Origin of the sequence: Streptococcus sp. 29887 (genome assembly GCF_032595075.1) — a bacterium.
GTDB lineage: Bacteria > Bacillota > Bacilli > Lactobacillales > Streptococcaceae > Streptococcus > Streptococcus iners.
The window spans coordinates 136,087-158,472 of record NZ_CP118735.1 but is presented as its reverse complement, the minus strand read 5'-3'; the positions used below and the strand labels follow the sequence as shown (position 1 = coordinate 158,472).

Here is a 22,386-nt window from a genome sequence, read left to right as displayed (position 1 = left end):
GGGTGTCGTAAATATGCTAGACTAGAAAAATAAGGGAGGTACTCATGATTACGATTGCACCTATGAATGAAAGCTATTTACATAGACTTTGGGAGATTGGTTACCGTCAAGCCGCACCCCGCTGGAAAGAATTTGCGGCCCCCTATTTTGATGACTACCAGGCCTGCGCTACTTTTGAAAACTTTCAAGCACTGGAACTCTACCAGTGGTTACAAAAAGAGTGCGTTAGGGCCATCCTGGTGAACCAACAACCTATCGGCTTTGTTTCTTATTACTGGGAATGCAAACCGACACGCTGGTTAGAAATCGGAATAGAAATCCATGATGATAAGGTCTGGGGAAAAGGATATGGTACCGCGGCCCTTGGGCTCTGGATTGATACCATTTTCCAGCATTTTACAGAATTAGAACACATCGGACTAACCACTTGGTCTGGTAACAAGGGCATGATGCGGACTGCTGAAAAATTAGGCATGACCATGGAAGCCCAAATCCGAAAAGTCCGCTACTGGCAAGGCCAGTATCACGATTCAGTCAAATATGGAATTCTGAGAGAAGAATGGCTAGAACAAAAGAAAAAATCAAGTTCCTAAGAGCTTGATTTTTTACTTATCTATCTTCCAAATAAACGTGCAAAGAAGCCTTTGGTTTGGACGCCTTCTGCCTGAGCCTTGACTTCTTCCAGCTCTAGCTTGAGGACATCCTTGTCTGCCATGGCTTTGAGGGTCAATTGCTGCTGTTGGTCAATCTGCTTGTCCTTCTCGGCAATCTGGATATCTTTTACCCGCAACTGTTCATCCTTTTCAGCTAGCTGCTTGTCCTTGGCCTTTAGTTGACTATATAGACGGATAATCTCAGAATTCTTCTCATCCACCAGAATTTCCATCATTTCACGGTGCTTAACTTCATCGCTAATCGGCTCATCTTCAAAAATCGTCGTCTTATAGATTTTTTCTAGCTCAATCAAGCCAGCACGATTGACAACCGTTACACCTTTATCATTTTTATCTACAAATTCTTCCGGAAGTGACTTTACGCGATTATTCATAGCCTGGCGGCTCACTCCCAAAATCTCAGCTAATTCGCTGACTGTTTTTTCGATTCCCATAATATCCTCGGTACTTAGATTTCTCATAGTTTGTATCATTAAAATATTACCACAAAAGCCCAAGTTCTGTCAAATTATGGGAGATTTCCAAAACAAGACTATCACCCTCTAGCTATCTTGTAAATCCGTTCTCTTCACTTACTTGTTTGAACCAATGTCCCGATTTTTTTATAGTTCGTTTCTGTGTTTCAATATCCAAGGAAATAAGTCCGTATCTATTTTTATAGGCATTTAACCAAGACCAGCAGTCGATAAAGGTCCAGACCATATACCCCTTACAGTTTGCCCCTTCTACAATACCTCGATGGAGCTGGATTAAATGGTCTTCCATGAAGTGAATCCTATAGTCATCCTGAATTATTCCATTTTCTTCAAAAACATCTTCCCCTTCGACTCCCATGCCATTCTCCGTTACCAACCATTCGATATTGCCATAGTTTTCCTTGATATTTTTGGCAATGTCATATAACCCTTCTTCGTAAATTTCCCAGCCCCTATGAGGATTTATTTTCTTGTCAGGCTTATCATAAGGTGCAAAATATTGGGATAGGAAAGGGACCTCTCCGTTCCATCCATCTTCTGAAGGAGCCTGCACGCGCAGTGGCTGGTAATAATTTACCCCCAAGAAGTCAACCCTATTTTCTCTGATGATGGTCAATTCCTCCTCTGTGGTTTCTGGACGCAAGCCGTGTTTCTCAATGATGTCAACCAGTTCCCTCGGGTATTGTCCTAAAACAGATGGGTCCAAAAAGCTTCTCGTTTGAAATAGCTCAGCAAGCCGCGCCGCCTGTATATCTTCTGAACTCTGACTTCTTGGATAGGCAGGAGTAAGATTGAGAACAATAGAGATTTTGTGGTCTGGATGTAGTTGGTGACAGGCCCGAACTGCCAAAGAACTAGCTAATTGCGTATGGTAGGCTACCGCCACGGCAGCCTTGGCATCAACCTTGCAAGGGTAATGGTAATTACCTAGATAGCCACATTCAACTGGAACAATAGGTTCATTAAAGGTAATCCAATGATCTACCAGATCCCCAAATAGACTGAAACACTGGCGAGCGTAGGCCTCATAGGCCCAAACAATCTCCTTATTTTCCCAGCCGCCCTTTTCCTGCAAGACATAGGGCAAATCAAAATGATAAAGATTGACCAACAACTTTATCCCACGCTCTCGAATGCCTGTAAAAACAGCCCGATAAAAGGCCACAGCTTGCGGATTGACCTCCCCCATACCCTCTGGAATGAGGCGCGACCATTGAATAGAGGTCCGAAAGATGCTATGACCCGTTGCCACCAACAAATCCAAATCTGACTGGAAATGTTCATAGAAAGTCGATGTTTGTTCTGGTCCTATTTGCTGGTGAAAGAGCTCCGGTGCCTGACGATACCAGTAATCCCAGTTATTCCACCCCTTTCCATCACCAGCTACACTTCCTTCACTTTGAGGCCCTGAAGTAGAAGACCCCCACAAAAAACCTTCTGGAAAACGATACTCTCTTTGCTCGCCTGCCATGCTACCACCTATTTTCCTTTAATTTACAGATTGGATATCTAATAAAAACTAGACTTCCTCAGTTTCATTATACTCCCTTCGCTCTGCAATCGTCCTCTACTATCTCAAGGAAAAATTCCACAAATCATAGCAAAGACCCAAACTACTTTCTTGATAAAAATATGATACAATAAGGACATGAATACAGTAGATACCATTATTATCGGAGCGGGGCCTGCGGGCATGATGGCCGCCATTTCTTCCAGCTTTTACGGCAAGAAGACCCTACTCCTGGAAAAAAACAAGCGTTTAGGCAAGAAACTGTCTGGCACAGGTGGCGGACGTTGCAATGTGACCAACAACGGTACACTAGAAGACCTGCTAGCTGGCATTCCCGGCAATGGCCGCTTTCTTTACAGCGTCTTTTCCCAGTTTGACAACCACGACATCATGAATTTCTTTCAGGAAAACGGGGTCAAGCTCAAGGTCGAGGACCACGGCCGTGTCTTTCCAACCACCGATCGCTCCCAGACCATTATCAAGTGCCTGGAGATGAAGATGCTGGAAAACGGCGTGGACATCCGCACAGGGACTGAGGTGGTTTCCGTCCGCAAGATAGACGACCTCTTCCATGTCAAGACCAGCGAGGAAGTCTTTACAGCTCCCCAGCTCATTGTCACCACTGGCGGCAAGACCTATCCTTCCACCGGCTCGACCGGCTTTGGCCACGACATTGCCCGCCACTTCAAGCTGGAAGTCACGGAGATTGAAGCCGCTGAAAGCCCTGTCCTGACCGACTTCCCCCATAAGAAGCTCCAAGGCATTTCCCTGGACGACGTCACCCTGACCTACGGCAAGCACGTCATCACCCACGACCTGCTCTTTACCCACTTTGGCCTGTCGGGCCCCGCTGCCCTTCGTCTGTCTAGTTTTGTCAAAGGCGGCGAAACCGCATTTCTCGATGCTCTGCCGACCCATTCTGAACAGGACTTGTTTGAGCATTTAGAAATCAACAGAGAAAAATCCGTCAAGAATGCTCTTTCTGAACTCATGCCAGACCGCCTAGCCGACTTTTTCGCAGAGAACTACGACTGCAAGGTCAAACAGGTTCCTCAAAAGGACCTGACCAATCTAGTTACCCTTCTCAAAGCTCTACCGATTAAGATTACAGGTAAGATGTCCCTGGCCAAGTCCTTTGTGACCAAGGGAGGTGTTGACCTCAAGGAAATCAACCCCAAAACCTTAGAAAGCAAGAAGGTCCCTGGCCTCCACTTTGCTGGTGAAGTCTTGGACATCAATGCCCATACAGGTGGCTTTAACATCACCTACTGTCTGGCAACTGGCTGGGTGGCAGGGAGTTTGCATTATTAGTTTTTACATCAAATTCAAGCAAAAATCTGCTTGAATTTTTTTGTTTTTTATTGTACGATAAATCCATAACAATATAACAAGAGGAGATTGGCTATGCAACTGAAACTATCTTCTGTTTCCAAGAAATTCGACCATAAAATCATTTTGGAAGATACTTCCTTTACCTTCGAACAAGGCAAGATTTACGGTTTGCTGGGGCGGAACGGAGCTGGTAAGACGACCTTGTTCAACTGCATTGCCCGCAATCTGACCTTGGATGGTGGCAATATTCGGTTTGTAGAGGGCGAGGAAGTCCTTGACTACGATAATACGGACATCGGATTTACCCAAACCTACCCACAACTGCCTGCCTTTATGACCGCCTATGAGTTTGTCCGTTTCTATATGGATATTCACAAGGATAAACTCAAATCTCCTCGTAGTCCAGAAGAATGGCTGAACTTGGTCGGTATCGGAGAAGAAGACCAACATCGCCTGCTCAAGGATTTTTCCCACGGTATGCAGAACAAGGTCCAGTTGCTCCTGTCCTTGATTGTCCAGCCACCTGTTCTTCTCTTGGATGAGCCACTGACTTCCTTTGACCCTGTGGCAGCCCACGAGTTTAAACAGCTGATTCGAGAGGCTAAGAAGGATTCTGTTGTCATCTTTTCTACCCACATTTTACAGCTAGCTCAAGATCTCTGTGACGAGATTGTTTTGCTCCATCACCAAGAATTGCAATCAGTTCCGAGTGACAAGCTCCACGATCCTGATTTTGAACAGGAAGTGGTTGCCCTCTTGACAGCAGACTAGGAGGAGCTTATGAAAACCATTCTACGTTATTTTTGGTATCAGGAAAAGTACAACCTCTATCGGACCGTCAACGGATTTTTCTACTACCTGCGAAAACTGCCACTTGTAGGCCAGAGCATTCCAGAGAGTATTTTCAAGTCTTACAGTGTTAAGTCCGCTCTCTTTTTATTCCTGCACATTCTCTCCATCCCCAGTCGTTTTCTCATAAAAGGTTTCTGGATTCTGCTTCATTTTCTTTTCGCCTGCTCTTGGTTAAACCTCCTGTTGACCGGCGAACCATCTTTGGTGGATATCCATCCCGACACCTGGCTTTTGGGTTTTCTGCTCCTTTGCCTCTCCGTCGGTTTTATCAATCGCTTCAGCCAGAGCTTCCAACCCTTCATAAACAAGTCTGATAGAGAGTTCATGCAGCAGTTTAGGCTGTCGCATGGCCAGTTTATCCAAAGCCAACTCTTTGTTGAGCCCATCTTGACTAGTCTTTACTACCTTCCAGCCCTGTTGGTTTATTGTGTGCTCACCAAAAACCCCCTCTATTTACCAGCCGGCTTACTGATTGTCCCTAGTGGGCATTTTAGTGGGCAGGCACTCAATCGTCTTCTCTTCAATCGAAATATCTTTTTCAAGCAACATTCCTGGCCAGTCTGGGCTTCAATCGCGATTGGCTTCGGCAGTTTTTTCGTGTTGATTCTTTTCCGAGATAGCCTCTCAACCAGCCTCTTGATTCCGATTTTTATCAGTCAACTGATATTGACTTGGTTGGGTTATCGGTATATCCAAGGTCAGACCAATCACCTAGACTATCTCCAATATTGTATGGACCAGTCCTTGCAGATGGATAAGAAAATTTTTGAGATGACCAAAGGGAACGAGTACACCCGACAAGGTTTGCAGATGCAGGCAAAACTCAATGCTGAAACAGGAAAAGACCTGTCCCACCTGTCAGGCATGACCTACTTAAACGCTCTGCTATTTGACCGCTATCGTTCTGTCCTTACGAAAAAACTGCATTTTCGCTTGGGTTGTCTTTTGGCTATTGTACTTTTTATTGAAGGAATTCGTTGGTTCTCAAAAGATGACATTCAGATAAGCAATACCAACTATATCGAGGGACTGCCTTTTGCTTTCATGGTCATGTATGCCGCCTCCATGGGTAAGGCTGTCGCACAGATGGTCTTTGTTAATTGCGATATTTCCATGCTCCACTATCCATTTTACCGCGAAGCAAAAACCATTATTGCAGGCTTCCATTATCGTTTTCTGCAAACTGTAAAATTAAATGCTGCATTCTCAGGATCTCTATTATTGGCCCTCATCATCTTTACTAGAGCGCAGCTACCTATTGAAACCTATCTCCTAACTGCTCTGCTCCTGCTGAGTCTAACAGCCCTATTTTCCTTCCACGATCTCTTTATCTACTATATTCTCCAACCCTTTACCAAGGACATGGAGGTTGTCAACCCAGTCTATAAATTTCTCAGTGGCGCTCTCTACTGGGTAGCCTATCTCAATACCCAGCTGGACCTAGGCAGTCACACCTATATCCTGCTGGTTTCCCTTGCCATGATTGCCTATGTCAGCATCGGCTACTGGATTTTACTGAAAAAAGCTCCGCAGACCTTTAGATTGAAGGGATAACTATAACTATTTTTATGGAGTATCCAGGTCTAGTCTTTTCAAGAAAGCGCTTTTATGATAAACTATAAGAATACTACATTTATTAAAGGAGAAAATTTGTTATGATTATTGGTGTTCCTAAAGAGATTAAAAACAATGAAAATCGTGTCGGAATCACTCCAGCAGGTGTCCTGAGTTTTACACAAGCAGGTCACGAAGTTTGGGTAGAAAAAGGAGCAGGTCTTGGATCTGGTTATAGTGATGCAGAATATGAAGCACAAGGTGCCATTCTCAAAAATACAGCTGAAGAAACCTGGGCAGCCGACATGGTGCTCAAGGTTAAAGAACCACTAGAAAGTGAATTCACATTCTTTCGTCCAGGCCTGTTACTCTTTACCTACCTCCACCTAGCTCCTGCACCAGAATTGACTCAAGCTTTGATAGACGGTGATGTGATTGCCATCGGCTATGAAACGGTTGTTGATCATGGGACACTTCCTCTCCTAAATCCTATGAGCGAGGTTGCTGGTCGCATGGCAACACAATTAGGCGCCCAATTCCTTACCAAGATTGAAGGTGGTTCTGGTATTCTACTAGGTGGTGTTCCTGGGGTCAAAAAAGGTCATGTAGTTATCATCGGTGGCGGAAATGTCGGTGTCAACGCTGCGCAAATGGCTGTCGGTCTAGGTGCAAAAGTGACGATTTTAGATATCAATCCAAAACGCCTGGCTGAACTAGACGCACAATTCGATGGCAAGGTTCAAACTCTCATGTCCAATACACTCAATATTACTGAAAGTGTAAAAGATGCCGATCTATTGATTGGAGCAGTTCTTATCCCTGGAGCACGCGCACCAAAATTAGTGAACAAGGAAATGGTTGCGAGTATGAAGCCTGGCTCTGTCATCATCGACGTTGCCGTGGACCAAGGTGGTATCATTGAAACAGCCGACCGTGTCACCACACATGATAATCCAACCTACCTAGTAGATGGAGTTGTTCACTATGCGGTTGCCAACATGCCTGGTGCTGTTGCTCGTACATCCACTCAGGCACTCACAAATGCCACCCTTCCTTACGCTCTCGAATTAGCCAATAAGGGAGCAGAGCAAGCTATCGCTGACAGCACAGCCCTACGAACAGGTCTAAACATCTATCGTGGCAAAGTAACCAACCAAGCCGTTGCTGCCTCGCTTGGACTTGCCTATTCAGACATCTAAATCTAGCAATCATTACAAACGCAAATTCGTTTCCAGTTACTATTTATGCTTAACTCAAGTAATAAACCAGTCTATATAAACCAAAAAATCCTAGCTCCAAACTAGGATTTTTCTATTTCTTCACCAAATTCCCAAGATTGCCTGCCAAATCAGTGTCAGCACAGTCACGCCCAGCCAGCAAATTAAACTGACCAGGAGAGCAGCTCTGCCATTTTTCACCAAGGAAAACAAATTGGTCCGCAAACCAATAGCAGCCATGGCCATACAAATAAGAAACTTGGACAGGGTTTTGAGCGGGCCAAAAAGATCCGGCCCCAGTCCAAAGTGACCTGCGATTATAGTCTGGATTTTCTTTGTACAACATTTCAACTCTCCCTCTGTTCATTAGCCAGCATTCCTATCTCTTTTACTTTGCATATGAAAAGCCGTTAGAAATCGAACTCTAACGGCTTTACCTTCATCTTGTGAACAAATCACTCTCATTTCACAATTCGTTTAACTGTATAATTCTTAATTAAACTGTTTGTAGTATTTGTCGTTAAATAGATTTTGAAGGTTTATTTTTGGTTTGGGTTGTGCTTCTAAGATAGGGGGCAAGATTTTATCGAGAAGTAATTCCGCCTCTTTTTGATATTGTGAATCATATTTTTTATTATCAATATCATTAGTGTAATAATAAGAAAATTTTCCAGTCATATCAAAATGATAATTTTCATTTTTAGTACTATTCCAGAGTAAGAAATCTGTCCCGTAGGCTAACACCAAAGATTTATCCAATAAAACTGCGCCATTTCCATCAAGATCGTAGGATAATTTATTGGTCGAAGGTCTTTCAATACTGTCCAGATGAGTTAAAATGATGACTAATTCTGGATTCATCCCCTCTTTCCGAGGCATGTGCTGGACATAGTACCCTGCGTAGTGAGATAGATTATATGCGATATACAGCTTTCCAATCCCCCAAAGCAGGAGGCTTATGAAGGTTAGGATAAGGGCAACAAGTATTTTCTTTTTCATAGATACCCTATTCATTAAACTGTTTGTAGTATTTGTCGTTAAATAGTTTTTGAAGGTTGATTTTAGGTTTAGGTTGTGCTTCTAAGATAGGGGGCAGGATTTTATTGAGAAGTAATTCCGCCTCTTTTTGATATTGTGAATCATTTTTTCTCTCTCCGATATTATTCGTATAGTAAAAAGAAAATTCCCCTAGGTTATTGAAAGTAAATTTCTTATTCTCATTCTGACTCCAGAGTAATATATCTATTCCTTGGCTTAATGTGACAGAGTTATCTAATAATATTGCACCATTTCCGTCAAAGTCATAGGACAAGTTATATGTAGTAGGTTTCTCTATATCATTTAGATGCCTCAATACAATGACCATTTCTGGATTCGTCCCCTCTTTCCGAGGCAACTGTTGGACATAGTACCCTGCATAGTGAGAGAGATTATATGCGATATACAGCTTTCCAATCCCCCAAAGCAGGAGGCTTATGAAGGTTAGGATAAGGGCAACAAGTATTTTCTTTTTCATAGATACCCTATTCATTAAACTGTTTGTAGTATTTGTCGTTAAATAGTTTTTGAAGGTTGATTTTAGGTTTAGGTTGTGCTTCTAAGATAGGGGGCAGGATTTTATCAAGAAGTTTTTTGGCTTCTAGCTCCTTGGATTTACTTTTATCAGCTTCTTCAAAATTGAGGTTTTGAACATAATAAACGAATCTTCCATCTTTTGTATCAAATATATAGTTTTCTTTTCCGTATAATGGGTACAGGTTAAACTCCTCTGTACGATATGAGAGGATTAATTGATTATCTAATAAAATTGTACCATTCCCATCAAGGTCGTAGGACAAGTCATTGGTCAAAGGTCTTTCAATACTGTCCAAATGAGTTAAAATGATGACCAACTCTGGATTGGTCCCCTCTTTCCGAGGCAACTGTTGGACATAGTACCCTGCGTAGTGAGATAGATTATATGCGATATACAACTTTCCAATCCCCCAAAGCAGGAGGCTTATGAAGGTTAGGATTAGTGCAACAAGTAATTTCTTTTTCATCTTCTTTTTCCTTTAGATTTTGGGTTTGGTTTTGGTCTAGCCTTTGGTTTAGTAGCAACTTTTGGTTTCGGTCTAGCCTTTGGTTTAGCAGTTGTTTTTGGTTTCGGACTTGCTTTGCGTTTTGCAGTTGGTTTTGGCTTGGGACTTGCTTTGCGTTTTGCAGTCATTTTGGGTTTTGGACTAGCCTTAGGTTTAGCAGAAGCTTTTGGCTTGGGAATTGCTTTGCGTTTTGCAGTCGTTTTTGGTTTCGGACTTGCCTTAGGTTTAGCAGAAGCTCTTGGCTTTGGAGAAACCTTCGGGTTTCCTGTCAGTTTCTGAAGTATTCCGGTTATAGGTCTTGTAATGTTACGACCAATCTTACTGAAAGATTTTGAAACTTTTGTGGGAGATTTTTTAGCTGGTTTTGATGTAGATACCTTCTTCTTGGATGAGATAAATTCCATAAATTTATTGAATTGTTTTTTTCCTGATTTTAAAATATTTTTTCCCGTTTTGACAAATGAATTAGCTATATCTTTAATCGTTTTTACAACATTTTTTCCTATTTTGACAATCGGGGACACAATAGCTTTAACCTTGTTTACAGCCTTTTCAATATAGATACTAGAAATATCCTTGATAGCTTCAAACGGTTTTTTTCTCCATCTGTCAAAGGTGCCTCCTAGCGCTACCTTATCTGTGATAGCAAGGTTTTGAGCAATATCCTTTGGTTTCCGCTTATTCAATAAAGCATAGCCAAGGGCTAGTACTCCCCCCATGGTCAGGCTCGCCTCAATCATATCAAGTGCCGCTTTTTTTCCTGCTTTTTTGGTATTCTTGTCATAGCTTTCCAAAAATAGTTTTTGCCGTTTTTCATTTAAATCACTCTGACCATAGTAAGCTTTAATCCGCTCTGCCAAAGGTAGATTTTTATAGTCAGGATGACTACTTAAAATGACAGCATCCATATCGGAATTAACATCTTTTATAGAGTTATAGGTATAGATATCCCCAACAAAAGAATTGAGTTGTAAGATTGTCTCTTTATTGTTGTGACCAGCTAGAGCTTTTACTAAATCAAATCCAGACAATGCAGCTCCAACTTTCCCACCTTTTGTTACTAACGCCACATAATACAGTGGATTATGTAAACTAAACATTCCTTTTGTCAGATTATTCAGATGATTGTCTTGCTGTTCAAGTGAAGCCAGGGTTGTCATTGTATGCGCAAAATCAATTTGTGCATTTGGAGATTCATGATTTATGTCAATTGCATTTGTAGCAATAATTCTATTATAATGGTCATACGGCTTAACAAAATTATTAAGTAATTTTTGTAATTTATCTGTACTGTAACTACTGTAAGCAAGCATTATAGCCAAATCACGGTTGATTTTTGCCTGATCTCCTTTATGCTTTTCGCCTAATTTTTTAGCTAAAAAGTCAATATAATCAAGTGTGCTGTCCGAGTTAGCTCGAGTGTCGATGTTTAGATTTTTCTGGAAATAATCATTGATATCAAGTTTAGCCTGCTTGTCTTTTAGCTCCTTTTCCATAAGAGAGGGCGTTGAAGCATGTGTCCATGGTTTTACCTTTGGAGAAGTCTTGCTTGCTTTGTTTACTATTGACGGTTGATAGGTAGGGTAATGGGAAACTATCGGAGACTTTGGCTCAGGATTGCTACGTATTCGTGGCTGATTAACGGGATAGGTTGTTACAGGAGGAATAGCACGCGCTGGTAGAGTTTTGATTGCTGCTACTGGTTTACTAGAGCGCGAAGGTCGTTTTGTAGGTGGTCTATAAATACTTCTATGATAAAAGACAACCATTGGCTTCGGAGAGTTTGGCTTTTTAACAACCAATGGCTCCCTTGGATTTTTCACTTCCTTTGGTTTGACAGGTTCCAGTGGAAGTGAAACAGAGACAAGCTTGGGTTCACTTGGTTTTACAGGAGGTATAGGTTTGCTAAGGATTTGATAATTGGGAACTAGAGGCTCAGTAGGTCTTACTGGCTCGCTAGGGATATTGATAACTTCACGAATCGGTTTAATGGGTGCAATAGGTTCTGGATCGAGTATTCCTTTGGCTTTTACATCACTATTAAAGGCGAACCAATAGGCGAAACCATTACTATTTCCAAAGTTGAAACGAATTGTTTCGGTAGACTTTCCAACTATAGCACCTATGTAGGCATCTGGGCTAGTATTACTATCCCAGCCTGATGCTAGGCTTTCTTGAGGTGTAGAAGAAAAGTTCATTGCACGCCCGTCTTTTATGGTAATTGTAGAACCAGTAATTGGGAACAAAATCCCATTGTAACCTGCGACATACTCACCACTGCCGTTTAGGGAATTGATACTGGCAAAACTGGTTAAGGCATATTGTTTATCATTTGGAATGATTTCCATACCCTCATTGTCAAAAAACTGTACCTTCATTTCTATTTCAAATGATCCTGTTGTTCGATCATCTTTATTATAAATATGAACATAAGCAGTAACAGTTGGATCATCAATGGCCTGAAGAATGACAGACTCATCATAATGTGTAGAGTTTAAAAGGGTATAGGTATATCTCACGCGAGCCAGCTTATGACCTGAGAAACTAGAATTTTCTAGCCCGCTATAGTCAACTTGTACACTATCACCAATTTTCATATAGGCAGCGTTCCATTGACCTTTAGTGGTAACCGTTTTTGTAGAAATTGGAAAGTTGACTGTTCCAGGGTCAAACCAGTTATTTGTATGCTTTGACAAAAGCGCTAATTGTTCGGGAGAGATGTATTTTCCAGTAAAAGTTTGAGTTGTATTTGGCTCAGAACGGAAAATTAAATTTTGAGCCAGTACCTCTGTAAGATATCCTGTTTGACCAAGTTTCCCTTGAGCTTCCAGCATTTCCTCGTCATATCTCGCTTTAGCCAGTATATAAGTTTTCTGCTGATTTTGATAGATTTCTAGGGCTTGTTGATAACGTTTTTCCGCCTCTAAATCGTCTAATTGAGCTTGATCATAGTTTTTCTTTAAATTTTGGTAAGCTAATAAGTCTTGTTCGTACTTTTGTTTCGCTTCTTCATATTGCTTTTGAAGTGCTTCATTTGTTAATTGCCCATTTTCATAGGCTTGAAGATTATCTTCATATGTACGAGACGCCTCTTCATAGGTTTTAAGTTCTGATTGATAGGTATCTTGTTTTTCTTTGTTTGCTACTAACGTTTCATCATACAATTTTTTATCAGCCTCGTATTGCTGATAATTTTCCTGATAGGCTGCAATTTCCTTTAGGTAGTTTTCATACTTGATACTATCTTGCTCATATTTGCTCTTATCCTCCAGATAAGTTTGGTAATTTTGAACCTCTTGATTGTATGTTTGTTCCTCTATTTTTGCAGATTCCACTGCTTGGTTGATCGTATTGATTTGTTTCTGAGTATCTTGCTCAGCTAATGGCTCGTCTTGAAATACCTGTTCCTTAGTTTCAACTAAGATAATTCCATTTTGCTTGGCAGCTTCAATCGATGTATCTAGTGTATTTGGAGAAGAATTGGAGTTATAATCAGTGTTATCTTCTTTTGTACTGACAATATCATCTGCTAGTACGTTATCATTTGTTTGTAACAGTAGAACTGTACTAAAAGAACTAGTCCAAATGATTGTAATAAAGTGCATTTCTTTTTCATATTACCTCTTTTTCATAATTTCATAAAAGTTCATTATAGCACAACTGCTTTAAGATAATCTACCTTAATTAGCTTTTAGTCACGCCATAGGCATGAAAAAACGCATATAATCTTTTTCAAGCTACATGCATTTTTCAACAATATTTTCGCGACTTTTACATACTTGCGTGGATATATCCTTATTTTCCCTTACATTATCAAAAGTCTCAGGATAAAAATATAAGTTTTTATGAAAAATTTATTTCTACCAAACCCCAAGCATCCCCTGCCAAACCAGTGTCAGCACCATCACTCCCAGCCAGCAAACCAGTCCGACCAAGAGTGCAGCTCTGCCATTTTTCACCAAGGAAAATAAATTGGTCCGCAAGCCAATAGCAGCCATGGCCATACAAATGAGAAACTTGGACAGGGTTTTGAGCGGGCCAAAAAGATCCGTCCCCAATCCAACATGACCTGCCATTGTAGTCACCAGACTAGCCAAGATAAAATAGAGGATAAAGGTCGGAAAACTTGCCAAGAGGGACTGCTTGTCTGCCTGAACTCCCTTTCCTCGAGCCTGCCAAATCGCCAAAACCGACGTAATGGGAATAATTGCCAGAGTCCGCGTCAGCTTGACGGTCACTGCCGTGTCCAAGGTCTGACTGCCCAGTCCGTAAAGGCTGTCCCAAGTGGCTGCTGTCGCGGTGACCGACGAGGTGTCATTGACCGCCGTTCCGGCGAAGATCCCAAAGGCCTGACCCGAATCGGTCGAAAACCCAAGCCAAGTTGCCAAAGTCGGAAAAATCAAAGCCGCCAAAACATTAAAGAGAAAGATGACTGAGATAGCCTGAGCCACATCCTCATCATCTGCCTGAATAACGGGAGCTGTCGCCGCAATGGCAGAGCCTCCACAGATAGAGGTCCCTACGCCAATCAAGGTCGCCAGATGAGATGAAATGGGCAAGATTTTCCACATCAGGAATGCCAAAATCAAAGCAAAACTGATGGTTGACAGAATAATCGGTAGAGATTGGCGACCGACTGCCAAGACCGCAGATAAGTTTAATCCAAATCCCAAACAAATCACCGCATACTGCAAAATCTTCTTAGAGGTAAAGGTCAAGCCTGACTGAAATGAATTTTTCCTTGAAATGTAAGAATGCAGGCTCATCCCGATTAGAAGGGCAAAAACGGGCCCACCCACTACTGAAAACCAACTTCCTAAGCACCAGCTTATTCCAGCCAAGACTATACAAAGTACCATACCTCTGGCATTTTCCTTTACCATAAGTCCCTCCTAAAAAAGCAAGCGGAGGGCAGCAGTCGTCAGAACGCCAACCAGGACAGCCAAGAGGATATTTTTTGTCTTCAAAACCACCCAGAAGGTCGGAAGGAGGGCTAGGCTTTCGACAGGGAGCAGGCTAGGTAGCGAGCCGACTTCTTCGTCCATGATGCTAGAGAGGGTCAGGGCAAAGATAATGGTAATGGGCAGGAAACTGAGGAACTTGACCATGCGGGGTGGTAGGGACTTGTTCTGCGTCAGGACAAAAGGCAGGACGCGTGGCAGCCAAGTCACTAGGGCTGACGCCAGAATAATCAGTAAAATACTAGTTTTTATCATCAATCATCACCCCCACAAAACAGCCCAAAAGCGTCGCCAGAAGCACCGCAACATAGGACGACACCAGCACAGACAGACCGACATAGGCCAGACCAACCGCCAGCAGAATCAAGCCGATTTTTTTCAACGGAATGATCCGAGCCATAGCCTCCAACTGACCTGAGAAAATGCCGACAAACATAGCCACTAGGGCAAAATCCAAGCCAAACTGCTCTGGATTTGGAATCAGCCCTCCAATCAGATTACCCAAAATGGTAAAGCTTACCCAAGAAGCGTAGCTCGCAAAGTTGTTACCGTACATCCAGCTAGAGGCAATCTGCTTTTCCTCAATGTGTTTCCGCAAGAGAACCGCATAGGATTCGTCCGTCACAAAAGAGCCAATCAGGATATTGGAGCCCAGACTATTGCCCTGAAAAATGGTCGTCGTGTGCAGGCACATGAGGAAATTCCGCAGATTGACAAAGAAAACGGTCACCGCAATCGACACCAAGGGGGCACCTGCCAAAATCATGGCACACATGACAAATTGGGCACTTCCTGCATAGACCAAAAGGCTCATCAGCCCCATTTCCACCGCAGAAATGCCGGAATTAACCGATACGACACCGCAGGCTAGACCGATACTGGCATAGCCCAGAGCTGTTGGGATGGCATCCCGCAAGCCTTCGCGAAAATCCTCTTTTTCCATCTTCTCTCCTTTGAAAAGCAAGTTATACTCAATGAAAATCAAAATCAGACGATCTCCAAAGGTTTGGGGAACCTTTGGAGGTTGGAGATAGAGCGAACGTAGTTCGTTTCTACTTAGCAGATAGAATCCTGTTACTATTTTGTTTCAAGGTAACCGGCTGAAAGGCTCCACTGGAGCCTTTCACTCATCAAATCAAGTCAACAAGGTCCGATTTTGATTTTCGAAGAGTATTATATCACTCTAGTATAGAGGACAAGCCCCCCTCCGTCAACAGAAAAAGTCGCTTTCGCGACCCATCTTTCTTACAAATTCTCAAAAGCCAGACTTGGCTTAGCATTGAGGTCCCATCCAGCAAGTTTTTCCTTGTTGTACTCACTAACGGCTGCCAAGGCAATCATGCCCGCATTATCACCGCAGAGGCGAAGCGGGGGAATAATGACCTCCACATCGGTGATTTCAGCTGCCAACCGCTCTCGTAAGCCCTGATTAGCTGCCACACCGCCCGCTACGACCAAGGTCTTAACAGGGTATTGCTCCAAGGCCTTCTTGGTCTTAGCCATAAGGATGTCCATAACACAGGCTTGGAAAGAAGCTGACAGGTCCGCATTAGACAAGGTTTCCCCTTTCTGCTGGGCATTGTGGTAGAGGTTGATAAAGGCAGATTTGAGTCCAGAAAAAGAAAACTCCAGATTATCTTCCTTGATCATAGCCCGTGGGAAGTTATAAATGTCCTGCCCCTCATGTGCCAACTCGTCAATCACCCGACCAGCTGGATAGGGCAGTCCCATAACCCGCCCCACCTTGTCATAGGCCTCGCCAACCGCATCATCTCGCGTTTCACCGACGATTTTGTAGTCACCTGCCTCTGACACATAGACCAACTCCGTATGTCCACCACTGACCAAGAGGGCCAGGAGCGGAAACTCCAATTCCTTGACCGCACGCGCCGCCATCAAATGCCCTGCCATGTGGTTGACAGGAATGAGTGGCAAACCATTAGCCCAGGCAAAGGCCTTGGCAGCCGAAATCCCGACTAGCAAGGCACCGACCAAGCCAGGTCCATAGGTCACAGCCACTGCCGTTAAGTCCTCTGCCGTCACTTCCGCCTCCAGCAAGGCCTCCTCGATGCAGGCCGTAATCACTTCCACATGGTGACGGCTGGCCACCTCGGGCACCACCCCGCCAAACCGCTGGTGGCTGGCAATCTGGCTGGCAATGACATTGGACAAAAGCTCCGCCTCATTTCGCAAAACAGCCACCGATGTCTCGTCACACGAGGTCTCAATCGCCAAAATCAATCTATCTTTCATCACGTTCTCTCTTCATCATCACCGCGTCCTCGACAGGATGGCGGTAGTAGTCTTTTCGTTTTCCTATTTTGGTAAAATGCTGGCGTGTATAGAGGGCCTGAGCTGCGCTATTGGACTCCCTCACTTCGAGGAAGATGTCCCCCTCCCAGTCCATCACAGCAGCCATCAGTTGACTGGCGATTCCCAACCTCTGAAAATCAGCCTTGACAGCAATCTGCAAGATTTCCATCTCATCCATCACCGTCTGCACAGCCAAAAAACCGACTAGTTCCTGACCCTCATAGGCCAGATAATAATCCTCATCCTGACTAGCCATACTGGAGGCAATCTGCTCCAAGGTCCATGGAGACTGCTCATAAACCGACTGCATAACTGCCAAAACAGCCTCTGTCAGATTTTCCTGACCATCGTAGTGTCTAATCTCTATCATACACGTTTGATATAACTTTCTGAGCCAGCTTGGTTGTCCTTGAGCCAGTTCTCCTCTGCCTCTACTCGCTTGAGATAGTTGGGCTCAAAGCTAGTGACATCCACTGCTGGCAAGTCTTGACCAATCACCGCCAGCTGATAGGCAGACGGCAGACTCGTTTGGTACTGAGCAGTTGGCAGTGCTTGCTCGATTTGCTCCATGAAGTTTTCTACTTCTCCGACAAAGGTGATGTTTTCCTTGCCAGACAGGCTAGAAAGTAAGTCCTCAAAAGACCAGTAGCGATCTACCTCGACTGCTCTGCCATTTTCATACACACCCGCATAGACGCAGCTACGGCGGGCATCAATGAGGGGTACCACCAGACCCGTCAGGCTGGACGGAACCAGGGACTGAAGACTGGATAGCCCCACCAAGTCGATCTTGAGGGTGTAGGCCAAGGTCTTGGCAGTCGCCACCGCTACCCGCAGACCCGTGTAGGAGCCAGGGCCCTGAGCGACCACAATCCGCTCCAAGTCTTTGGGCGTCCAGCCCACCTGTGCCACTAAAAAATCGACCACAGGCATGAGGCTGATACTATGATTTTTCTTGACGGCCAGCAGAGTTTCCGCCTGCAAACGACCGTCCTCCACCAAGGCCACCGATAGGGCCTGATTGGAGCTGTCTAAAGCTAGTATTTTCATAAGTTTCTCTTTCTTTACAAGTCTACTCTCTATTGTAAGCTATCTTGGATATTTTTTCAAATAATGAAAAGACTGGGTTGTGATTTCCCCAGTCTTTTCAGTGCTGTAGAATGAATAAGTACGAGTAAAGGGATAATAGCTCGAAAAACAACTATCATCAGTTGATTTTTCGATAGTGTTTTTTGATATAACTGTAAAAAGTATGAATAGCAATACTGTTCAAGAATAACAAGCCAAAACCTAATGTTATCAAAGAATCCGAGGTGACCGCCCCCTTATCCCAAGCATTTTTTAAAAAATACAATGCAAATAACTCTTGAACCGTTAACGCTATAACAATCATAATAGCTACTTTTTTCATAGGAACCTCCTATTGACAAATGCTCTTTCTACCAGATTCCCTACGCCCAACGTATCGTTTCCACTTCTTTCCTCCTTTCCAGAGCGACAGAAGAACCTCCAGTAGATGACCATTTCCGTATCAAAACATTTTACAACTTTAGTATGGCAAAAAAATTTGACATCCTTCCAACTTCATTTACGATTCCATTGCCACAGGCTACCTTCCTCCTATTTTTATAAAATAATCCGTTTTCATTTATTATAATATCCAAATATATATTTGTCAATTTCACTCATTTATCCATTTATTCTCTGCTTGTTTCTGAAAATCATGACACTTTTCCATTTTCCTACCTAACCCTTTTACCATCAGCATTTTTTATGGTATAATGAAGAGTATCATTTAGACTGAATAAATTGACAACTCGAGAAAATTGAATAGATAATACCAAGCAGAATAACTGTTTGGGACTTTTTTCATAGTTGCCAGTCAAAAAGAAAGGAACTATACTACACATGATTTATAAAGTATTTTACCAAGAAACAAAAGTCAGCCCACGCCGTGAGCAGACACAGGCCCTCTATGTCGAAGTTGACGCAACTTCTGAATTGGAAGGTCGCATCAAAGTCAAAGAATTGGTTGAAACAAAATTCCCAGCCTACAACGTTGAATTCGTTGACCTACTCTCTGACAAACACCTCGAATACGAAAAAGAGCACGCAGATTTCAAACTTACGGAGTTCTAATTTATGTCATCAGTCAATCTAAAACCTCATGAAGTTGGCGTTTTCGCCATCGGTGGTTTGGGAGAAATCGGGAAAAACACCTACGGTATCGAGTATAAAGACGAAATTCTCATCGTCGATGCGGGTATCAAGTTCCCAGAAGATGACCTATTGGGTATCGACTACGTTATCCCAGACTACTCCTACATCGTTGAAAACCTAGACCGTGTTAAAGGTCTGGTCATTACCCACGGGCACGAAGACCACATCGGAGGCATTCCCTTCCTGCTCAAGCAGGCCAATGTCCCAATCTACGCAGGCCCCTTAGCCCTTGCCCTTATCCGTGGCAAATTGGAAGAACACGGACTGCTTCGTGATGCAACCTTGCATGAAATCAACCACAAGACTGAGTTGACCTTCAAGCACCTCAAAGTCAGCTTCTTCCGCACCACCCACTCCATTCCAGAGCCACTCGGTATCGTCATTGACACCCCTCAAGGAAAAATCGTCTGTACCGGTGACTTCAAGTTCGACTTCACACCTGTTGGCGAACCTGCAGACTTGCACCGCATGGCTGCCCTTGGTGAAGAAGGCGTTCTCTGCCTCCTCTCCGACTCTACCAACGCCGAAGTTCCAACCTTTACCAACTCGGAAAAAGTGGTCGGTCAGTCTATCATGAAGCTGATCGAAGGCATCCACGGACGCATCATCTTTGCTTCCTTTGCCTCCAATATCTTCCGTCTGCAACAGGCAGCTGATGCAGCGGTTAAGACCGGACGCAAGATCGCTGTCTTTGGACGTTCCATGGAAAAAGCCATTGTTAACGGTATCGAGCTCGGCTACATCAAGGTGCCTAAGGATACCTTCATCGAGCCAAACGAGATTAAAGAATACCCTGCCAGCGAGATCATGATTCTCTGTACAGGTAGCCAGGGTGAGCCAATGGCTGCCCTATCCCGCATTGCCCACGGTACTCACCGTCAGGTGCAACTCCAGCCGGGCGACACAGTTATTTTCTCGTCCAGTCCTATTCCGGGAAATACCACAGGTGTTAACAAGCTCATCAATATCTTGATTGAAGCCGGTGTCGATGTTATTCACGGCAAGATCAACAACATCCATACCTCTGGACACGGTGGCCAGCAAGAACAAAAACTCATGCTCCGCCTGATCAAGCCAAAATACTTCATGCCTGTTCACGGCGAATACCGCATGCAAAAAATCCATGCCAGTCTAGCAGTGGATACAGGTGTACCAAAAGACAACATCTTCATCATGGAAAACGGCGATGTCCTAGCCCTGACCAAGGATTCTGCGCGATTAGCCGGCAAGTTCAACGCCCAAGACATCTACGTGGACGGAAACCGTATCGGTGAAATCGGTGCAGCTGTCCTCAAAGACCGACGTGATCTCTCAGAAGACGGCGTCGTCCTTGCTGTCGCAACCGTTGACTTCAAGTCCAAGATGATTCTGGCAGGACCAGATATCCTCAGCCGAGGCTTCATCTACATGCGCGAATCTGGTGACTTGATCCGCGAAAGCCAACGCGTTCTCTTTAACGCTATCCGCATCGCCATGCGCAATAAAGATGCCAATATCCAGACGGTCAACGGAGCCATTGTCAATGCCCTACGACCATTCCTATATGAAAAAACAGAACGTGAACCAATCATCATCCCAATGATTCTCACGCCTGATCAATAACACACTAAAATCCCATAGGTGATACCTGTGGGATTTGTTGTATCGGTCCAAAGAAGCCATCCTTGAAAATAGACCATTACTCGCTTTACAGTTTCTCGGCTCGTGAACAAAGGACCCGTCGGGGTCCTAATTCGCTATCTGGTTTTCAAGCTCATGAAAAAATGGTCCAAAGCCATTACTCGCTCTCTAATTTCTAAAGCTCGTGAACAAAGGACCCGTCAGGGTCCTTTGTTTAATACATATCCAAATAGTTGTCGATTTCCCATTGGGAAACATAGGTTGCGTAGCTTGCCCACTCGATTTTCTTAGCTTCCAAGAAATTCGTATAAATATGATCACCTAGGGCTGCACGAACTACCTCATCCTTACGAAGTGCCTTCAAAGCATTGTGAAGAGTTGAAGGAAGATCAGTGATACCAGCTTCACGGCGTTCCTCATCAGACATTGCATAGATATTTGTTTCAACAGGTGCTGGTGCCTCAATCTTGTTTTCAACACCCTCTAGACCTACTTCTAAAAGCACAGCCATTGCTAAATATGGATTAGCAGTTGGGTCAACTGAGCGCAATTCCAAACGAGTTCCCATACCACGAGAAGCTGGAACACGAACCAATGGAGAACGGTTTTTACCAGCCCAAGCGATGTAAACAGGAGCTTCAAAACCTGGAACCAAACGTTTGTAGGAGTTTACAGTTGGGTTTGTAATAGCAGTATAGTTATAAGCGTGCTTGATCAAACCACCCAAGAAGTGATAGGCTGTTTCTGACAATTGCATACCACGAGGATCTTCTGGATCAAAGAAGGCATTGTTGCCATCCTTGTCAAAGAGTGACATATTACAGTGCATACCTGAACCAGCGATACCATATTTTGGCTTAGCCATAAAGGTTGCATACATTCCATGTTTACGGGCAATTGTTTTAACAACCAACTTGAAGAGCTGAATCTTATCACAAGCACTCAAAACATCATCGTATTTGAAATCAATCTCATGCTGACCAACGGCACATTCATGGTGACTAGCCTCTACTTCAAAACCCATTTGCGTCAAAACATTGACAATTTCACGACGAGTATTATCAGCCAAATCCGTCGGAGCAAGGTCAAAGTATCCACCCTTATCGTTCACTTCAAGGGTTGGATTTCCTTGCTCATCCATCTTGAAGAGGAAGAATTCTGGCTCAGGACCCAAATTGAAAGAAGAAAATCCAAGTTCTTCCATGTGACGAAGGGCTTTTTTCAAGTTACCACGAGGATCACCAGCAAATGGCTCGCCTGCTGTTGTATAAACATCACAAATCAAGCCCGCTACTGAACCATTCTCATCACCCCAAGGGAAGATTGTCCAGGTATTCAAATCTGGATATAGGTACATATCTGATTCATTGATACGAACAAAACCTTCGATTGATGAACCATCAAACATCACCTTGTTTGATAAAACCTTATCCACCTGCTCATCAGTTGCTGGAATTTCTACGTTTTTCATTACTCCCATGATATCTGTAAACATCAGACGTAGGAAGGTAACGTTTTTCTCTTTGATATCGCGTTTAATGTCCGCTACTGTGACTGCCATTGTTTTTCTCCTCTA

The 22,386-nt window shown here is 43.5% G+C and carries 22 protein-coding genes; 7 read left to right on the top strand and 15 right to left on the bottom strand.

Annotation, left to right across the window (positions count from 1 at the left end):
• Positions 1-44 precede the first annotated feature (44 nt).
• Positions 45-593, top strand: a complete 549-nt coding sequence (locus tag PW252_RS00955) for a GNAT family N-acetyltransferase (protein WP_248049628.1) — start codon at positions 45-47, stop codon at positions 591-593.
• Positions 594-613: 20 nt separating this feature from the next.
• Here PW252_RS00955 and PW252_RS00950 read toward each other — a convergent pair whose 3' ends face one another.
• Together PW252_RS00950 and PW252_RS00945 are read right to left on the bottom strand one after the other, a co-directional pair.
• Entirely contained in the window at positions 614-1,108 is a 495-nt protein-coding gene (locus tag PW252_RS00950) for a DUF536 domain-containing protein (protein WP_172090740.1), read from the bottom strand.
• Positions 1,109-1,220: 112 nt separating this feature from the next.
• Entirely contained in the window at positions 1,221-2,621 is a 1,401-nt protein-coding gene (locus PW252_RS00945; protein WP_248049627.1) for a glycoside hydrolase family 1 protein, read from the bottom strand.
• Positions 2,622-2,798: 177 nt separating this feature from the next.
• Here PW252_RS00945 and PW252_RS00940 point away from each other — a divergent pair, with 177 nt between their 5' ends.
• The 4 genes from PW252_RS00940 to ald all read left to right on the top strand — a co-directional run bounded on the left by PW252_RS00940 (position 2,799) and on the right by ald (position 7,597).
• Positions 2,799-3,971 carry a BaiN/RdsA family NAD(P)/FAD-dependent oxidoreductase gene (locus PW252_RS00940; RefSeq protein ID WP_248049626.1) on the top strand — a complete coding sequence of 391 codons (1,173 nt, stop codon included), beginning with the start codon at positions 2,799-2,801 and terminating at the stop codon, positions 3,969-3,971.
• Positions 3,972-4,064: 93 nt separating this feature from the next.
• Positions 4,065-4,763, top strand: a complete 699-nt coding sequence (locus PW252_RS00935) for an ABC transporter ATP-binding protein (RefSeq protein WP_248049625.1) — start codon at positions 4,065-4,067, stop codon at positions 4,761-4,763.
• Positions 4,764-4,772: 9 nt separating this feature from the next.
• Positions 4,773-6,398, top strand: a complete 1,626-nt coding sequence (locus tag PW252_RS00930; RefSeq protein ID WP_248049624.1) for a hypothetical protein — start codon at positions 4,773-4,775, stop codon at positions 6,396-6,398.
• A 101-nt stretch (positions 6,399-6,499) separates the two neighbouring features.
• Entirely contained in the window at positions 6,500-7,597 is a 1,098-nt protein-coding gene (gene ald / locus PW252_RS00925; protein ID WP_248049623.1) for an alanine dehydrogenase, read from the top strand.
• 120 nt (positions 7,598-7,717) lie between these two features.
• Here ald and PW252_RS00920 read toward each other — a convergent pair whose 3' ends face one another.
• From PW252_RS00920 to PW252_RS00865, 12 genes are all read right to left on the bottom strand, one after another.
• Entirely contained in the window at positions 7,718-7,966 is a 249-nt protein-coding gene (locus tag PW252_RS00920; protein WP_248049621.1) for a putative sulfate exporter family transporter, read from the bottom strand.
• Positions 7,967-8,107: 141 nt separating this feature from the next.
• On the bottom strand, positions 8,108-8,614 hold the full coding sequence (locus PW252_RS00915) for a hypothetical protein (protein WP_248049620.1): 507 nt from the start codon (positions 8,612-8,614) through the stop codon (positions 8,108-8,110).
• Between the two features lie 7 nt (positions 8,615-8,621).
• The gene (locus tag PW252_RS00910) at positions 8,622-9,131 is read right to left on the bottom strand and encodes a hypothetical protein (protein ID WP_248049619.1); all 510 of its coding nucleotides are present in this window, start codon (positions 9,129-9,131) and stop codon (positions 8,622-8,624) included.
• Positions 9,132-9,138: 7 nt separating this feature from the next.
• Positions 9,139-9,657, bottom strand: coding sequence for a hypothetical protein (locus PW252_RS00905; RefSeq protein WP_248049618.1), 519 nt, complete (start codon positions 9,655-9,657; stop codon positions 9,139-9,141).
• Positions 9,654-13,301, bottom strand: coding sequence for a GbpC/Spa domain-containing protein (locus PW252_RS00900; RefSeq protein WP_316716830.1), 3,648 nt, complete (start codon positions 13,299-13,301; stop codon positions 9,654-9,656). Before PW252_RS00900 ends, PW252_RS00905 begins: the two co-directional genes overlap by 4 nt.
• A gap of 255 nt (positions 13,302-13,556) precedes the next feature.
• A complete protein-coding gene (locus PW252_RS00895; RefSeq protein ID WP_248049617.1) occupies positions 13,557-14,579 on the bottom strand; it encodes a YeiH family protein in 1,023 nt (340 codons plus the stop codon).
• A gap of 9 nt (positions 14,580-14,588) precedes the next feature.
• On the bottom strand, positions 14,589-14,912 hold the full coding sequence (locus tag PW252_RS00890) for an AzlD domain-containing protein (RefSeq protein ID WP_105117605.1): 324 nt from the start codon (positions 14,910-14,912) through the stop codon (positions 14,589-14,591).
• Complete coding sequence (locus tag PW252_RS00885; protein WP_248049616.1) at positions 14,899-15,600, bottom strand: AzlC family ABC transporter permease; 702 nt, start codon at positions 15,598-15,600, stop codon at positions 14,899-14,901. The genes PW252_RS00890 and PW252_RS00885 overlap by 14 nt, the downstream gene beginning before the upstream one ends.
• A 302-nt stretch (positions 15,601-15,902) precedes the next feature.
• The gene (gene tsaD / locus PW252_RS00880; RefSeq protein WP_248049615.1) at positions 15,903-16,910 is read right to left on the bottom strand and encodes a tRNA (adenosine(37)-N6)-threonylcarbamoyltransferase complex transferase subunit TsaD; all 1,008 of its coding nucleotides are present in this window, start codon (positions 16,908-16,910) and stop codon (positions 15,903-15,905) included.
• The gene (rimI, locus tag PW252_RS00875) at positions 16,900-17,340 is read right to left on the bottom strand and encodes a ribosomal protein S18-alanine N-acetyltransferase (RefSeq protein ID WP_248049614.1); all 441 of its coding nucleotides are present in this window, start codon (positions 17,338-17,340) and stop codon (positions 16,900-16,902) included. Before rimI ends, tsaD begins: the two co-directional genes overlap by 11 nt.
• Positions 17,337-18,020 (bottom strand): tRNA (adenosine(37)-N6)-threonylcarbamoyltransferase complex dimerization subunit type 1 TsaB, encoded by a 684-nt coding sequence (tsaB, locus tag PW252_RS00870; protein ID WP_248049613.1) that lies wholly within the window; start codon positions 18,018-18,020, stop codon positions 17,337-17,339. Before tsaB ends, rimI begins: the two co-directional genes overlap by 4 nt.
• Before the next feature lie 157 nt (positions 18,021-18,177).
• Positions 18,178-18,381, bottom strand: a complete 204-nt coding sequence (locus PW252_RS00865) for a hypothetical protein (protein ID WP_029942694.1) — start codon at positions 18,379-18,381, stop codon at positions 18,178-18,180.
• Between the two features lie 497 nt (positions 18,382-18,878).
• Here PW252_RS00865 and PW252_RS00860 point away from each other — a divergent pair, with 497 nt between their 5' ends.
• Both PW252_RS00860 and rnjA read left to right on the top strand, forming a co-directional pair.
• Entirely contained in the window at positions 18,879-19,109 is a 231-nt protein-coding gene (locus tag PW252_RS00860; RefSeq protein WP_024377812.1) for a DNA-dependent RNA polymerase subunit epsilon, read from the top strand.
• A gap of 3 nt (positions 19,110-19,112) precedes the next feature.
• A complete protein-coding gene (gene rnjA / locus PW252_RS00855) occupies positions 19,113-20,792 on the top strand; it encodes a ribonuclease J1 (protein WP_248049611.1) in 1,680 nt (559 codons plus the stop codon).
• Positions 20,793-21,024: 232 nt separating this feature from the next.
• Here the strand turns inward: rnjA and glnA are convergent, their stop codons facing one another.
• Entirely contained in the window at positions 21,025-22,371 is a 1,347-nt protein-coding gene (glnA, locus tag PW252_RS00850; protein ID WP_172102827.1) for a type I glutamate--ammonia ligase, read from the bottom strand.
• Positions 22,372-22,386: the final 15 nt, after the last annotated feature.

What these genes read in the sequence shown, in the direction of transcription:
- PW252_RS00885 (WP_248049616.1), bottom strand. Translation starts at nt 15,600, where the DNA reads ATGGAAAAAGAGGATTTTCGCGAAGGCTTGCGGGATGCCATCCCAACA.
- ald (WP_248049623.1), top strand. Translation starts at nt 6,500, where the DNA reads ATGATTATTGGTGTTCCTAAAGAGATTAAAAACAATGAAAATCGTGTC.
- rnjA (WP_248049611.1), top strand. Translation starts at nt 19,113, where the DNA reads ATGTCATCAGTCAATCTAAAACCTCATGAAGTTGGCGTTTTCGCCATC.
- PW252_RS00890 (WP_105117605.1), bottom strand. Translation starts at nt 14,912, where the DNA reads ATGATAAAAACTAGTATTTTACTGATTATTCTGGCGTCAGCCCTAGTG.
- PW252_RS00955 (WP_248049628.1), top strand. Translation starts at nt 45, where the DNA reads ATGATTACGATTGCACCTATGAATGAAAGCTATTTACATAGACTTTGG.
- PW252_RS00930 (WP_248049624.1), top strand. Translation starts at nt 4,773, where the DNA reads ATGAAAACCATTCTACGTTATTTTTGGTATCAGGAAAAGTACAACCTC.
- PW252_RS00945 (WP_248049627.1), bottom strand. Translation starts at nt 2,621, where the DNA reads ATGGCAGGCGAGCAAAGAGAGTATCGTTTTCCAGAAGGTTTTTTGTGG.
- PW252_RS00940 (WP_248049626.1), top strand. Translation starts at nt 2,799, where the DNA reads ATGAATACAGTAGATACCATTATTATCGGAGCGGGGCCTGCGGGCATG.
- PW252_RS00935 (WP_248049625.1), top strand. Translation starts at nt 4,065, where the DNA reads ATGCAACTGAAACTATCTTCTGTTTCCAAGAAATTCGACCATAAAATC.
- glnA (WP_172102827.1), bottom strand. Translation starts at nt 22,371, where the DNA reads ATGGCAGTCACAGTAGCGGACATTAAACGCGATATCAAAGAGAAAAAC.
- PW252_RS00950 (WP_172090740.1), bottom strand. Translation starts at nt 1,108, where the DNA reads ATGGGAATCGAAAAAACAGTCAGCGAATTAGCTGAGATTTTGGGAGTG.
- PW252_RS00910 (WP_248049619.1), bottom strand. Translation starts at nt 9,131, where the DNA reads ATGAAAAAGAAAATACTTGTTGCCCTTATCCTAACCTTCATAAGCCTC.
- PW252_RS00895 (WP_248049617.1), bottom strand. Translation starts at nt 14,579, where the DNA reads ATGGTAAAGGAAAATGCCAGAGGTATGGTACTTTGTATAGTCTTGGCT.
- PW252_RS00865 (WP_029942694.1), bottom strand. Translation starts at nt 18,381, where the DNA reads ATGAAAAAAGTAGCTATTATGATTGTTATAGCGTTAACGGTTCAAGAG.
- PW252_RS00915 (WP_248049620.1), bottom strand. Translation starts at nt 8,614, where the DNA reads ATGAAAAAGAAAATACTTGTTGCCCTTATCCTAACCTTCATAAGCCTC.
- tsaD (WP_248049615.1), bottom strand. Translation starts at nt 16,910, where the DNA reads ATGAAAGATAGATTGATTTTGGCGATTGAGACCTCGTGTGACGAGACA.
- tsaB (WP_248049613.1), bottom strand. Translation starts at nt 18,020, where the DNA reads ATGAAAATACTAGCTTTAGACAGCTCCAATCAGGCCCTATCGGTGGCC.
- rimI (WP_248049614.1), bottom strand. Translation starts at nt 17,340, where the DNA reads ATGATAGAGATTAGACACTACGATGGTCAGGAAAATCTGACAGAGGCT.
- PW252_RS00900 (WP_316716830.1), bottom strand. Translation starts at nt 13,301, where the DNA reads ATGCACTTTATTACAATCATTTGGACTAGTTCTTTTAGTACAGTTCTA.
- PW252_RS00860 (WP_024377812.1), top strand. Translation starts at nt 18,879, where the DNA reads ATGATTTATAAAGTATTTTACCAAGAAACAAAAGTCAGCCCACGCCGT.
- PW252_RS00905 (WP_248049618.1), bottom strand. Translation starts at nt 9,657, where the DNA reads ATGAAAAAGAAATTACTTGTTGCACTAATCCTAACCTTCATAAGCCTC.